This is a genomic window from Micromonospora sp. CNZ299 (assembly GCF_002754415.1).
In genome coordinates this window covers 3,828,211-3,841,253 of record NZ_PEFG01000001.1, presented here as the reverse complement: position 1 = coordinate 3,841,253, position 13,043 = coordinate 3,828,211, and the positions used below count along the sequence as shown (strand labels likewise).

Annotated in this window: 16 protein-coding genes; 3 read left to right on the top strand and 13 right to left on the bottom strand. The window is 71.8% G+C overall.

Features of this window, described 5'->3' with window-relative positions; genetic code table 11:
* Positions 1 to 34: 34 nt before the first annotated feature.
* From pheS to CLT68_RS17930, 8 genes are all read right to left on the bottom strand, one after another.
* Positions 35 to 1,114: a phenylalanine--tRNA ligase subunit alpha gene (gene pheS, locus CLT68_RS17965; RefSeq protein WP_099852284.1), complete on the bottom strand. Its 1,080-nt coding sequence runs from the start codon at positions 1,112 to 1,114 to the stop codon at positions 35 to 37.
* A gap of 220 nt (positions 1,115 to 1,334) precedes the next feature.
* Positions 1,335 to 2,132 carry a TrmH family RNA methyltransferase gene (locus CLT68_RS17960; RefSeq protein WP_088947487.1) on the bottom strand — a complete coding sequence of 266 codons (798 nt, stop codon included), beginning with the start codon at positions 2,130 to 2,132 and terminating at the stop codon, positions 1,335 to 1,337.
* Positions 2,133 to 2,215: 83 nt separating this feature from the next.
* The gene (rplT, locus tag CLT68_RS17955; protein ID WP_088947486.1) at positions 2,216 to 2,608 is read right to left on the bottom strand and encodes a 50S ribosomal protein L20; all 393 of its coding nucleotides are present in this window, start codon (positions 2,606 to 2,608) and stop codon (positions 2,216 to 2,218) included.
* Between the two features lie 32 nt (positions 2,609 to 2,640).
* Positions 2,641 to 2,835, bottom strand: coding sequence for a 50S ribosomal protein L35 (rpmI, locus tag CLT68_RS17950; protein ID WP_099852283.1), 195 nt, complete (start codon positions 2,833 to 2,835; stop codon positions 2,641 to 2,643).
* A gap of 19 nt (positions 2,836 to 2,854) precedes the next feature.
* Positions 2,855 to 3,505: a translation initiation factor IF-3 gene (gene infC, locus CLT68_RS17945; protein ID WP_088947485.1), complete on the bottom strand. Its 651-nt coding sequence runs from the start codon at positions 3,503 to 3,505 to the stop codon at positions 2,855 to 2,857.
* A gap of 521 nt (positions 3,506 to 4,026) precedes the next feature.
* Positions 4,027 to 4,500 (bottom strand): PH domain-containing protein, encoded by a 474-nt coding sequence (locus tag CLT68_RS17940; RefSeq protein ID WP_199177074.1) that lies wholly within the window; start codon positions 4,498 to 4,500, stop codon positions 4,027 to 4,029.
* A 424-nt stretch (positions 4,501 to 4,924) separates the two neighbouring features.
* Positions 4,925 to 5,770: an ATP phosphoribosyltransferase gene (gene hisG, locus CLT68_RS17935; RefSeq protein ID WP_088947483.1), complete on the bottom strand. Its 846-nt coding sequence runs from the start codon at positions 5,768 to 5,770 to the stop codon at positions 4,925 to 4,927.
* 47 nt (positions 5,771 to 5,817) lie between these two features.
* Positions 5,818 to 6,081 (bottom strand): phosphoribosyl-ATP diphosphatase, encoded by a 264-nt coding sequence (locus CLT68_RS17930; protein WP_088947482.1) that lies wholly within the window; start codon positions 6,079 to 6,081, stop codon positions 5,818 to 5,820.
* 145 nt (positions 6,082 to 6,226) lie between these two features.
* On the opposite strand from CLT68_RS17930, the gene CLT68_RS17925 reads away from it, so the two are divergent.
* Genes CLT68_RS17925 through CLT68_RS17915 form a run of 3 tightly spaced genes read left to right on the top strand, consistent with a single transcriptional unit; the run spans position 6,227 to position 8,678 of the window.
* Positions 6,227 to 7,090, top strand: coding sequence for an ABC transporter substrate-binding protein (locus CLT68_RS17925; RefSeq protein ID WP_099852282.1), 864 nt, complete (start codon positions 6,227 to 6,229; stop codon positions 7,088 to 7,090).
* A complete protein-coding gene (locus tag CLT68_RS17920; protein WP_099857298.1) occupies positions 7,087 to 7,932 on the top strand; it encodes an amino acid ABC transporter permease in 846 nt (281 codons plus the stop codon). Before CLT68_RS17925 ends, CLT68_RS17920 begins: the two co-directional genes overlap by 4 nt.
* Before the next feature lie 2 nt (positions 7,933 to 7,934).
* Complete coding sequence (locus CLT68_RS17915) at positions 7,935 to 8,678, top strand: amino acid ABC transporter ATP-binding protein (RefSeq protein ID WP_099852280.1); 744 nt, start codon at positions 7,935 to 7,937, stop codon at positions 8,676 to 8,678.
* A gap of 68 nt (positions 8,679 to 8,746) precedes the next feature.
* On the opposite strand, the gene ribH is transcribed toward CLT68_RS17915, so the two are convergent.
* Genes ribH through ribD form a run of 5 tightly spaced genes read right to left on the bottom strand, consistent with a single transcriptional unit; the run spans position 8,747 to position 12,902 of the window.
* On the bottom strand, positions 8,747 to 9,247 hold the full coding sequence (gene ribH / locus CLT68_RS17910; protein ID WP_088947478.1) for a 6,7-dimethyl-8-ribityllumazine synthase: 501 nt from the start codon (positions 9,245 to 9,247) through the stop codon (positions 8,747 to 8,749).
* Positions 9,248 to 9,249: 2 nt separating this feature from the next.
* Positions 9,250 to 10,515: a bifunctional 3,4-dihydroxy-2-butanone-4-phosphate synthase/GTP cyclohydrolase II gene (locus CLT68_RS17905; protein ID WP_099852279.1), complete on the bottom strand. Its 1,266-nt coding sequence runs from the start codon at positions 10,513 to 10,515 to the stop codon at positions 9,250 to 9,252.
* Complete coding sequence (gene pnuC / locus CLT68_RS17900) at positions 10,512 to 11,195, bottom strand: nicotinamide riboside transporter PnuC (protein ID WP_099852278.1); 684 nt, start codon at positions 11,193 to 11,195, stop codon at positions 10,512 to 10,514. The genes CLT68_RS17905 and pnuC overlap by 4 nt, the downstream gene beginning before the upstream one ends.
* On the bottom strand, positions 11,195 to 11,839 hold the full coding sequence (locus tag CLT68_RS17895) for a riboflavin synthase (RefSeq protein WP_099852277.1): 645 nt from the start codon (positions 11,837 to 11,839) through the stop codon (positions 11,195 to 11,197). Before CLT68_RS17895 ends, pnuC begins: the two co-directional genes overlap by 1 nt.
* Before the next feature lies 1 nt (position 11,840).
* A complete protein-coding gene (ribD, locus tag CLT68_RS17890) occupies positions 11,841 to 12,902 on the bottom strand; it encodes a bifunctional diaminohydroxyphosphoribosylaminopyrimidine deaminase/5-amino-6-(5-phosphoribosylamino)uracil reductase RibD (protein WP_088947474.1) in 1,062 nt (353 codons plus the stop codon).
* Between the last annotated feature and the right edge of the window lie 141 nt (positions 12,903 to 13,043).

The following is a 13,043-nucleotide window of genomic DNA, read 5'->3' as shown; positions in this document are numbered from 1 at the left end:
AGACCACCGTTCCCGTGTCTCGTACCCGCATCGCCTACGCCCCGGTCCCGAGCGCGCGGCTGAACCGCACGTCGCCCTCGAAGAGGTGGCGGATGTCGCTGACCCCGTGCCGGACCATCAGGGTCCGGTCGATGCCCATGCCGAAGGCGAATCCGGAGTAGACCTCCGGGTCAACGCCGCAGGCGCGCAGCACCCGCGGGTTGACCATGCCGCAGCCGCCCCACTCGACCCACTGCGGGCCGTCGCGGTGCTCCGGGAACCACACGTCGAACTCCGCCGACGGCTCCGTGAACGGGAAGTAATGCGGCCGCCACCGGGTCTTCGCCTCCGGCCCGAACATCGCCCGGGCGAAGTGGTCGAGCGTGCCCCGCAGGTGCGCCATCGTGATGCCCTTGTCGACCACCAGACCCTCGGCCTGGTGGAACACCGGGCTGTGCGTGGCGTCGATCTCGTCGGTGCGGTAGACGCGGCCGGGCACGATCACGTAGATCGGCGGCTTGCGGCTGAGCATGGTGCGGGTCTGCACCGTCGAGGTGTGCGTTCGTAAAACAAGACCCGAGCCCGCTGAGCCGTCGGCGGATGCGATGTGGAAGGTGTCCATCAACCCGCGCGCCGGGTGGTCGGCGGGGATGTTCAACGCGTCGAAGTTGACCCACTCCAGGTCGACCTCGGGCCCCTCGGCCACCTCGTAGCCCATCCCGACGAACAGGTCGCTGATCGACTCCATCAGGACGCTCAGCGGGTGTCGGGCGCCCCGGGGACGCCGGTTGAAGGGCAGGGTGACGTCCACCCGCTCCTCGACCAGCACCCGCTGGGCCTGCTCGCGCTCCAGCACCTCGGCGCGGTCGGCGTACGCGGTCTCGATCGCCCGGCGGGCCTCGTTGACCCGCTTGCCGGCGTCGGACTTCGCGGCCGGCGGCAACGCGCCGATCTCGCGGCGGGCCAGCGAGACCGGGGACCGGTCACCGAGATGCACCGAGCGCAGCGCGGTCAACGCGTCCGGGTCGGCGGCGGCCGTGAACGCCTTCGTGGCGTCCGCGACAGCCTCGTCCAGGGCGGCGGGGTCGAGCAGGGCGACCTGCTTCGGGTCGTACGGATCGTTGCGGTAGCTCATGGCGTACGGGCACTCCCTCACGGCGGCGCCAGCCCTCACCGGGGGCGGCTAAGCGAGTCTACGGACGCGCGGCTGTGCCGCAGCCCGCCGGTAGGAGTTGTGCAGGGAGCAGGTCAGGCCCGCCGCCCGCCGACACCGGCGGGCTGGCTAAACGAACGCCGTGGCGCGTTCATGAGCGGACGCTCTCCCCTGCTGTCAGTCGCGCCGGGCACGATGACCCTCAGCGCTGTGCTCTCGCTGAAGCGTACAGGCACACCGCCGCTGCGGCAGCCAGGTTGAGGCTCTCCGCGCGCCCGTACAACGGCACCCGCACCCGGGCGTCGGCGGCGGAAGCCAACTCCTCGGGCAGGCCGTGCGCCTCCGAGCCGAACAGCCAGGCGGTGGGCCCGACGAGCCGCCCGTAGTCGGTCATGTCGTCCAGGTCGCTGTCGCCGTACCCCGTGGTGGCGAAGATCGACAGCCCGGCGGCGCGCAGCGCGTCGACCACCTGGGCGGGGTCTGCGGCGCGCACCACGTCGAGGTGGAAGAGGCTGCCGGCGGAGGCGCGTACACACTTGCCGTTGTACGGGTCGACGGCCTCGCCGGCGAAGACGACCGCGCCCGCCCCGGCCGCGTCGGCGGTGCGCAGCACCGTGCCGGCGTTGCCCGGGTCGCGGATCTCGGCGAGCACCGCCACGAGCCGGGGCGCGCCCGCGAGGGCCTGCTCCAGCGACACGTCGAGGTGCCGGCAGACGGCGACCAGCCCCTGCGGGGCGACGGTCTCGGTCAGCGCGGCGAGGGCCTCGTCGGTGACCTCGGAGACGGGCACGTCGGCGCGGGCCGCCGTGGCGGCCAGATCCGGGTGCCGGTCGAGGGCGGCGGTCGTACCGAACAGCTCGGTGACCACCTCCGGCCGCGCGAGGGCCTCGCGGACCGCCTGTGGGCCCTCGGCCAGGAACTGGCCGGTGGCGTCGCGGTCCCGGCGGCGTTGCAACCGCCGGGCGGCGACAACCCTGGGGGTACGCGGGGTGAAAGCCATGGTGTGCGCTCCTCCGGCACGATTGAGGCGCCCCCCGGACGGCGGTGCCGACACGGGAGACGCCTCGTTCTGGTGCGTGGGGATCAGGCGGCCTGAGCCGCCGCGCCGCCGGTGCCCTCGGCCGTGACCGCGGCCCGGGCCAGCTCGACGATCGCCGCGAAAGAGGCGGCGTCGTTGACAGCCATGTCGGCCAGGATCTTGCGGTCGACCTCGATGCCGGCCAGACGCATGCCCTGGATCAGGCGGTTGTAGGTCATCCCGTTGGCCCGGGCGCCCGCGTTGATCCGCTGGATCCACAGCTGCCGGAAGTCGCCCTTGCGGTCGCGACGGTCCCGGTAGGCGTACTGCATCGAGTGCAGCACCTGCTCCTTGGCCTTGCGGTACAGCCGGGAGCGCTGACCGCGGTAACCACTCGCGGACTCCAGCAGGGTACGACGCTTCTTCTGGGCGTTTACAGCCCGCTTGACGCGTGCCATCTCAACTCCTTATTACGTAAAGGTGGCGCGCGTCAGCGGCCGAGCAGCTTCTTGATGCGCTTGACGTCGGCCTTGGCCAGCACGACCGTGCCGGTCAGCCGGCGGGTGTGGGTGGAGGACTTCTTCTCCAGGTTGTGACGGAGGCCGGCCTGCTGGGCAACGATCTTGCCCTTGCCGGTCACCTTGACCCGCTTACCCATACCCGTGTGGCTCTTCATCTTCGGCATGTGGAACGTCTCTCCCCTGTTACTCGCCGCTGGTATCGGCGGCGAGGCCGGTGTCACCGGCTGCTGCGGTCTCGCCGACCGCTGCGGTCTCATCGGCTTCCGGAGCGGCGGACTCGTCCCCTGCCCGGTCCCGAGGTCCACCGCGGGACGCCGTAGCGGCGACCGCGGAGGCCTTGACGGCCCGATGCGGAGCGAGAACCATGATCATGTTTCGGCCGTCCTGCTTCGGAGCGGCCTCGACGTATCCCAGTTCCGTGATCTCGGATTCGAGTCGACGCAGGAGCCGGTAACCCAGCTCCGGACGACTCTGCTCGCGACCGCGGAACATGATCGTCACCTTGACCTTGTCGCCCGCCTTGAGGAACCGCACCACGTGACCCTTCTTGGTCTCGTAGTCGTGCGGGTCGATCTTCGGTCGAAGCTTCATTTCCTTGATGACGGTCTGCTGCTGGTTACGCCGCGCTTCGCGCGCCTTGAGTGCGCTCTCGTACTTGAACTTGCCGAAGTCCATGAGCTTGCACACCGGCGGGCGCGCCATCGGCGCAACCTCGACCAGGTCCAGATCGACGTCCGCGGCCAGCTGAAGAGCGCGCTCCAGCGGGACGATGCCCACCTGCTCACCCTCTGGGCCGACCAGTCGGACCTCACGTGCCCGGATCTGCTCGTTCACGCGTGGTTCGACGCTGATGGGGCCTCCTCGAGTCGCTTCTGCTCAGTGCCGACCCCCGCGGCCCCCGGATGGGAACCAACCCGAAAAGCAGAAGGCCCCGGCGCATGCCAGGGCCCGCTCGACCGGTCAGCACGATCACAGGATCGCGCATCCGGCGCCGGGACATGCCCGGAACCGGTGACCGGACCCGGCCACCGTAGCGGCGACTCGGGTGGGAGCAGGCGCTCCGCTTTCAAGGCTGTCTGCTCGCACGCGGAGACAGCCTGGTCGACTCGACAACACTACACCGGCGCCCCGTCCGCTCCCAAACCGGGCACCACCTGAGGGCCAAGGCCCTGCCCGCGCCGGCCGTGCTGGCCGCCCCAGGCGTGCCGGACGGGTCGGGCTGCGCGGGCGAGCCGCGCGGGCGCGGGCGTGGGCGCGGGCCAAGATCCGCGCAGTTTCCCTGAAAGTGCTGCCTCCGGCGACGCTGAGACAGCAGTTTCAGGGAAGTTGTCCAGATCTTGCCGATGGGGTGCGGGTCAGCGGCCGGCGGCGCGTTCGGCGAGGTGGGCCCGGTGCGCCTCGTGCAGGCGCCGCAACGCACGGACCCCGTCGACGGCAAGCTCCTTGTCGGCCGCCTGGAGGGCGATCATCGGCAGGAGGTCGTCGTCATGCAGGTCCAGGCTGGCCCACGGCGCGCCCCGGTCGAACCGGACTCCCCGGACAACCTCCCAGGGCAGCTCGTAGGAGCTGATGATGTTGCGCACCCGGACGCCACGCGCGTCCGCCTCCACCCGCGGACGGGTGAACAGCAGGAAGCCCAGCGCCCCGAAGATTCCCAGGCCGACCATGGCGATCTGGTCGCCGCGCTGGAAGCTGCCGTAACCGTCGCCGGTCGGTCCGCTCAGCGAGGTGGCGACCAGACCGAACACCACCACCAGCGCAACCGCCGCCGACCAGCAGACCACGCGGATGCGGCGGGGCTTCAGGCGGACCAGTTCGGTTTCACTCACCCCACCAGTCTGCCATCCGCACCCGCCCGTGGGCCGCACCACCCGCCGAGCGACCACTCAGCCCAGTCATGCGACCACCCACACGGTCACGACCACATCGCGCCACCGGGCAACACGGCACCGCCGCATCGCACCGCACCGCACCGCGAAGATCGTGCTCGATCTAGGATCAAGCGGCCTCTGTCGAGATCGACACCACTACTTCAATGATCGAGCGCGATCTTCCCGGTCGGGGCACGGCCGCCGGGAGGTTCCTCGCCGCACACCCGCGCCGCACACCCGCGCCGGACACCCGCTCCCGACACCCGCGTCGGCGCGACAGATCCACTCGGGTTTCGTGAAACGGGGGTGTCACTGGCGCGCGGACACCCCCGTTTCAGCGAACCCGAGTTGATCAAGCGCCGGGCCGCCCGCCGGACACCGGTCAGAGGCGACAGGCGTGGATGTTGGTGACGAGGATGGCGCGAGCGCCCAACTCGTACAGCTCGTCCATGATCCGGTGGACGTCGTCGCGGAGCACCATCGCCTGCACCGCCACCCAGCCCTCGCGGTGCAGCGGCGAGACGGTGGGTGACTCGATGCCCGGGGTGAGCCCGCTGGCGCGGTCCAGCAGGCCGGCCGGCACGTCGTAGGCGAGCATCACGTAGCGGCGGGCCACCAGCACACCGTGCAGACGGCGCAGCAACTGCTCGGCCTGCGCGTTCGCGGGCGCGCCGGCACGCCGGACCAGCACCGCCGAGGAACGCAGCAGCGGCTCCCCGAACACGACGAGGCCCGCTTGACGCAGGGTGGCGCCGGTCTCCACGACGTCCGCGATCACGTCGGCGACACCGAGGCGTACGGCGTTCTCCACCGCACCGTCGAGGCGGATCACGTCGGCCTTGACTCCCACCTCGCCGAGGTGCCGCTCGACCAGCCCGGGGTACGCGGTGGCGATCCGGTGGCCCCCCAGGTCCTGGACGGAGGCGATGTCGTCGGGGCGGGCGGCGAAGCGGAAGGTGGCCCGGCCGAAGGCGAGGTCGACGACCTCTTCCGCCGGCGCGGCCGAGTCGATCAGCAGGTCCCGGCCGGTGATCCCGAGGTCGAGGTCACCGGAGCCGACGTAGGTGGCGATGTCCTTGGGGCGCAGGTAGAAGAATTCGACGTCGTTGGCCTCGTCCCGGCAGACGAGGTCCTTGGGGTCGGTGCGCTGGCGGTAGCCCGCCTCGCGCAGCATCTGGGCGGCCGGCTCGGCCAGGGTGCCCTTGTTGGGGATGGCGACACGCAACATGACGGAGTGCTCCTTCGATCCGGATGGCGATCAACGGCTGGGGGCACTCACAGATGTCGGTAGACGTCCTTGAGGTCGAGACCACTGGCGAGCATGAGCACCTGGACCTGGTAGAGCAGTTGGGAGATCTCCTCGGCGGTGCGCTCCGGCCCCTCGTGCTCGGCGGCCATCCACGACTCGGCCGCCTCCTCGACGACCTTCTTGCCGATGAAGTGCACCCCCTTTTCCAGGGCGGCGACGGTGCCCGAGCCCGGGGTGCCGGCGGCGGCCTTGGCCTGCAGCTCGGCGAACAACTCCTCGAACGTCTTCACGGGAGAGGATTCTTCCAGCCGGTCGACTCGCACCGTACGTCCGGGTCCGCGAACACCCGGTCAGCGGGACTTCGAGGCGGCAATTCCCTATCGGCATGGTGGGACAACCTTCGATCGATGCTCATGGAGCTCTACGCTGTCGGCCATGGCCAGCAGCTCACGTCTCCTCGCGCTCACCCTCGCCGGTGCCGCCGTCGTAGCAACCGCCGGATGCGCGCCACAGAAGGAACTACCAACCCCCACTGTCACCACGGGTCCGTCCTGCGCCAAGGACAGCCTGCCCACCCGTACGCCGGGCAAGCTCACCATCGCCACCGACCAGCCCGCGTACGAGCCGTGGTTCTCGAAGGACAAGCCGGAGAGCGGCGAGGGCTTCGAGTCGGCCGTCGCGTACGCGGTGGCGGAGAAGCTCGGCTACGCCCGCGCGGACGTCACCTGGACGCGGGTGAAGTTCGACACCGCGATCGCGCCCGGGCCAAAGGACTTCGACTTCGACATCAACCAGTTCTCCATCACCGAGGAGCGCAAGCAGGCGGTGGACTTCTCCGCGCCGTACTACCTGGTGCGGCAGACCGTCGTCGCGTTGAAGTCCTCGAAGATCGCCGGCAGGACGTCGCTGGCAGATCTTCGCGACGCGCGGCTCGGCGCCCAGGTGGGCACCACCAGCTACCAGGCGATCACCGACGTGATCAAGCCGTCGGCCAAGCCGCAGGTCTACAACAGCAACGACGACGCCAAGAAGGCCCTGCAGAACGGGCAGCTGGACGGTCTCGTGGTGGATCTGCCGACCGCCTTCTACATCACCGGGGCGGAGATCACCGACGCGACGATCGTGGGGCAGGTGCCGCAGGTCGGTACGCCCGAGGCGTTCGGGTTGCTGCTGGACAAGAACTCCCCGCTGACCTCCTGCGTGACCGGCGCGGTCGGTCAGCTCACCGCGGCCGGCACGCTGAAGCAGTTGGAGCAGACGTGGCTCGCGCAGGCGGCGGGGGCGGCCGAGCTGCGGTGACGCTCCTGGATCACGTGCCCTCCGAGGCGCAGCGGCGGCGGTCGGCGTACCGGCATCGACAGACCGTCTACAGCGTGGTGGTCGCGGCCTGTTCCACGGCGGCGCTCGGCACGCTGCTGGTCGTCGCGGTGACCGGTGCGCCCGGCTGGGACCGGGTGCGGCAGTCGTTCCTGGACCCGGAGATCGCCCGGGACGCGTTGCCGGCGGTGCTGAGCGGGCTCTGGCTCAACGTCCGGTTGCTGGTCTGCTGTGCGGTCGGCGCGCTGCTGCTCGGGCTGGTGATCGCTGTGCTGCGGACGTTGCGCGGCCCGGTCTTCTTCCCGGTCCGGGCGCTGGCCGCCGGCTACACCTACACCTTCCGCGGCCTGCCGCTGATCATCGTGCTGTACCTGCTCACCCTCGGCGTGCCCGGCCTGCGACTGCAGGGGATGCCGCCGGTGCTGGTGCTCGGTGGGGCCGCGTTGGTCCTCACCTACAGCGGTTATCTCGCCGAGGTGTTCCGGGCCGGCATCGAGTCGGTGCACCCCAGCCAGCTCGCCGCGGCGCGCTCGCTGGGCCTGACCTACCGGCAGACGATGCGCCACGTGGTGCTGCCGCAGGCCGTCCGCCGGGTGGCGCCGCCCCTGCTCAACGACGTGGTGGCGTTGCAGAAGGACGTCGGGCTGGTCTCGCTCGCCGGGCCCATCGACGCGGTCCGCGCGGCTCAGATCGCCACCGCCCAGTCGTTCAACTACACGCCGTACGTCGTGGCGGGGGTGCTCTTCGTGCTGCTCGCGATCCCGCTGATCGCGGTCACCGACTGGGTGACGCTGCGGGCGGCGCGCCGACAGTCAGGAGGCTGAGGATGGCACTGCTCCGCTGCCGGGGTCTGCGCAAGGAGTTCGCCGGCCAGGTGGTGCTCGACCAGCTCGACCTGACCGTCTCCGAGCATCAGGTGGTGGCGCTGATCGGCGCCTCCGGGTCGGGCAAGTCGACGCTGCTGAGGTGCGTGAACCTGCTGGAGGAGCTGGACGACGGCACCATCGAGCTGGACGGGGAGGACATCTCCGATCCCCGGGTTGACCCGGACCGGGTCCGTCGGCGCATCGGCATGGTGTTCCAGGCGTACAACCTCTTTCCGCACCTGAGCGTGTTGGAGAACGTCACCCTCGCTCCGCGCCGCGTACACCGGCGGGCCCGGGCGGAGGCGGAGGCCCAGGCCCGGGAGCTGCTCGACCGGGTGGGGCTCGGCGCCAGGGCGGACGCCTACCCGGACCGGCTCTCCGGCGGGCAGCAGCAGCGGGTGGCGATCGTCCGGGCGCTGGCGAACTCACCTCGGCTGATGCTGCTCGACGAGGTGACCTCCGCGCTGGACCCGGAACTCGTCGGTGAGGTGCTGGCGATGATCCGGGACCTGAAGGCCGACGGGATGACCATGGTGCTGGCCACCCACGAGATGAGCTTCGCCCGGGAGGTCGCCGACCAGGTGTGCTTCCTCGACGAGGGTCGGGTCGTCGAGAGCGGCCCGCCCGAGCAGGTGCTGGGCGAGCCGACCCAGCCGCGCACCCGGCAGTTCCTGCACCGGATCATCGAGGCCGGCCGGCTCTGAAGCCGGCCGCCCCTCAGGCCGGCCGCCCTCAAGCCGGCCAGGGCGGGGCAGCCGCCGGCGAGGATGCCTCAGCCGCCGAAGCCGACCCTCTGGGCGCTGCCGGCGGCGACGGTCCGGACGGCCAGCGCGGCGTCGAGCGCGGCGACGGTCGCGGCCCAGCCCTTGTCCTCCGCCGAGCCGGGCAGACCGGCGCGGTCCCGGGCCTGCTCGATGGTCTCCACGGTCAGCACGCCGTGCGCCACCGGCTTGCCCTCGTCCAGCGCCACCCGGGTCAGCCCGTCGGTGACCGAGCGGCAGACGTAGTCGAAGTGCGCGGTGGAACCGCGGACCACCACGCCGAGTGCGACCACCACGTCGCAGCGGCGCGCGAGGGCCTGGGCGACCACCGGAAGCTCGACCGAGCCGGCGACCCGGGCGACCACGGACCGGGCCCCGCACGCCTCGGCGGCCGCCAACGCCCGCTCCAGCATGTGGTCGGTGAGGTCGCCGTGCCAGCGGGCGGCAACGACCCCGACGGTCAGCCCTGCGGCATCCACCGCGTCGACTCCCGGCTCACCGAAACCCGCCATCGTCATGCTCCGATCTCGTCGTTGGCGACCGGGCGCCCCAGCGGCGCCTCGGACAGCTCGTCCAACTCGTCCAGCAGGTGACCCATCCGGTCCCGCTTGGTGCGCAGGTAGCGCAGGTTCTCCGGGTGCGCACCGGCCGGCAACCCCTCCCGGCCGGTGATGGTCAACCCGTACCCCTCCAACCCGGCCCGCTTGGCCGGGTTGTTGGTCAGCAGTCGCATCGAGCGCACGCCCAGGTCGTAGAGGATCTGCGCGCCGGTGCCGTAGTCGCGGGCGTCGGCCGGCAGGCCCAGGTCGAGGTTGGCGTCGACGGTGTCGCGGCCGGAGTCCTGCAACTGGTACGCCTGCAGCTTGTGCAGCAGCCCGATGCCGCGCCCCTCGTGCCCGCGGACGTAGAGCACCACGCCCCGACCCTCCCGCCCGACCCGGGCCAGCGCGGCGTCCAGCTGCGGCCCGCAGTCGCACCGCAGTGAGCCGAACACGTCCCCGGTGAGGCACTCGGAGTGCACCCGCACCAGCACGTCCTGGCCGTCGCCGAGGTCGCCCAGCACCATCGCGATGTGTTCGGCCGGGTCGTGCTCCGCGCGGTAGCCGAGCGCCCGGAACACCCCGTGCCGGGTGGGCATCCGGGCGTCGGCGACAAGCTCGACCTGCTTCTCGGTGCGCCGCCGGTAGGCGATCAGGTCGGCGATCGTGATCAGCGTGAGGCCGTGCTCGGCGGAGAACTTCTCCAGGTCCGGCAACCGCATCATGGTGCCGTCGTCGTTGACCAGCTCGCAGAGCACGCCGGCAGGGCGCAACCCGGCCAGCCGGGTCAGGTCGATCCCCGCCTCGGTGTGCCCGGGGCGGCGCAGCACCCCGCCCTCGCGGGCGCGCAACGGCACGACGTGCCCGGGCCGGGCCAGGTCGGTCGGGTCGGTCGCCGCTGCCGCGAGCAGCCGGCTGGTGTGCGCGCGGTCGGCCGCCGAGATGCCGGTGCTGACACCCTCCCGGGCGTCCACTGTCACCGTGTACGCGGTGCCGCGCCGGTCCTGGTTGGTGTGGTGCATCGGCGGCAGGTCGAGGCGGTCGGCCTCGCTCTCGGTCAACGCCACGCAGACGTACCCGGAGGTGTAACGCACCATGAACGCCATCAGCTCCGGTGTGGCCAGCTCGGCCGCGAAGATGAGGTCGCCCTCGTTCTCGCGGTCGGCGTCGTCGACGACGACCACCGGCCGACCGGCCGCGATCTCGGCGAGAGCCTGCTCGATGCTGCCAAAGCTCGTCACGCGACGGCCTCCCGGTAGATGGGCGTACGGGCGAGGGCCGCGGCGCGCGAGGTGCGCCACCAGGCGGCGAAGCCCCAGGCGCAGAGGGCGCCGTAGATCAGGTACATGACCGCCGACGGGTAGAACCCGCCGCGCAGCAGCAGCGGCACGCCGACCGCGTCCACCGCGATCCAGAGCAGCCAGAACTCCACCCAGCCGCGTGCCATGCCGTAGGTGGCCAGCAGGCTGCCGGTGAGGATCCAGGCGTCGGGCAGCGGACCCCACGAGCCCAGCGCCTTGAGCACCGGGTACGCGGCGGCGGTGCCGACCACGGCGGCCAGCAGCAGCATCAGCCGCTCCCGCCCGGTGGCCCAGCGCGGGACGACCGCTGCCTGACCGGCGTCGGCGCGGCGGTTCGACTGCCAGCGCCACCAGCCGTAGACGCTGACCGCGAAGAAGAACACCTGTCGGCCGGCCTGCCCGTACAGGTCGTGCTCCTGCGGGGTGGCGAACACCCCGCCGAGGAAGACGGTGAGCAGCAGCGCGTTGCCGACCATGCCGACCGGCCACGCCCAGACCAGCCGGCGCAGCCCGAGCAGCGCGGAGACCAGCCCGAACGCGTTGCCGACGATCTCCCGGGCCAGCACGGGCGAGCCGCCCACCTGCACCTGTGCGTCCAGCAGCCAGCTCAGCGGGCCCATCAGGCCACCCCGCCGGTGATCGGGGCCACCCCGGTGCCGTCGGTGCCGGTGAGCCGGTCGCCGAGCAGCCGCTCGACGTACTTGGCCAGCACGTCGACCTCCAGGTTGACCGGGTCGCCGACGCTCTTCGCGCCGAGCGTGGTCAGCTTGAGCGTGGTCGGGATCAACCCGACGGCGAACTCGTCCGCGCCCACCTCGGCCACGGTCAGCGAGACACCGTCGATGGTGATCGAGCCCTTCTCCACCACGTACCGGGACAGGGCGGCGGGCAGCCGGAACCGGACCGTCTCCCACTGCTCGGCCGGCTCCCGGGAGAGCACCGAGCCGACGCCGTCCACGTGGCCCTGCACCAGGTGCCCGCCGAGTCGGCTGCCGAGTGCGGCGGCCCGCTCCAGGTTGACCGGGTCGCCGACGTTCAGCGCGCCCAGCGCGGAGCGGCGCAGCGTCTCCCCCATCACGTCGGCGGTGAAGACCCCGTCGGCCACGTCCACCACGGTCAGGCACACGCCGTTGACCGCGATGGAGTCGCCGTGCCGGGCGTCGGAGGTGACCAGCGGACCGCGTACGCCGATCAGCGCCGAATCGCCCGCCGTCGGCGTGACCCGGACGATCTCGCCCAACTCCTCGATAATGCCGGTGAACATCTCAGCCCTCCCTTTTGCGGGGCAAAGCGGTGATCCGGAGATCCGGACCGATCTGCGTAACGTCGACGAACTCCAGATCGATGGCCTCAGCGATGGTGCTCACTCCGGCGTCGACCAGGGCGGTCGGGCCGGCGCCGAGCAACCGGGGCGCGACGTACCCGACGATCTTGTCGACCAGGCCGGCCCGCAGGAACGCGCCGGCCAGCCGGGGGCCGCCCTCCAGCAGCACCGCGCGGACCCCGCGCTGGTGCAGCGCCGCGAGCAGCGCCGTCAGGTCGACCCGGCCGTCCGGATCGGCGCCCACCTCGGCGGCGGTCGCGATCCACGTCCGCGCGGCGCCGTCGCGGACCCGGGCGTCAGCCGGGGTACGCCCCGAGCTGTCCACCACCACCCGCAGCGGCTGCCGGATGGCCAGGCTGCCGTCGCGAAGGTTGCGAGCGGTCAACCGGGGGTCGTCGGCGAGAACGGTGCCCACCCCGGCGAGCACCGCGTCGACAGTGCCACGCAGGGCGTGCACGTCGATCCGCGCCGCCTCCGAGGTGATCCACATGCTGGTGCCGTCGAGCGCGGCGGAGCGCCCGTCGACGGTGGCGGCGTACTTCCAGATGACGTACGGCCAGCCCCGGCGCATCGAGGTCAGCCAGGCGACGTTGCCCGCCTCGGCCTCCTCGCCGCGTACGCCCAGGTCGACACGGACCCCGGCGGCGCGCAGGGTGGCGGCGCCGCCGGACGCGACCGGGTTGGGGTCGGGCACGGCGATGACCACCCGGGCGACCCCGGCCTGGACGAGCGCGGAACTGCAGGGGCCGGTGCGGCCGGTGTGATCGCAGGGTTCCAGAGTGACGACGGCGGTGCCGCCCTTGGCCCGCTGCCCGGCCTGCGCGAGGGCGACGATCTCGGCGTGCGGCCCGCCGGCGTACGCGTGGAAGCCCTCACCCACGACCTGGCCGTCGTCGTCGAGCAGCACGCAACCGACCACCGGATTGGGGCTGGTCGTGCCGAGCCCGCGCGCCGCCAACTCGATCGCACGCCGCATCGCCTCATCGACGGAGACGCTGGCCATCGCGCTGCCCCTGCCCTCTCACTCGCCGGTCCGCGCGCTGGCGGTCAGGGAGGCTGCGGCCATGGGGCCGCGGGCAGGCGGAGGCGGAGTCCGGGAACGGCACAGCCGCCCCGGGAGGCTCGGCACGGCACGCTGAAGCCA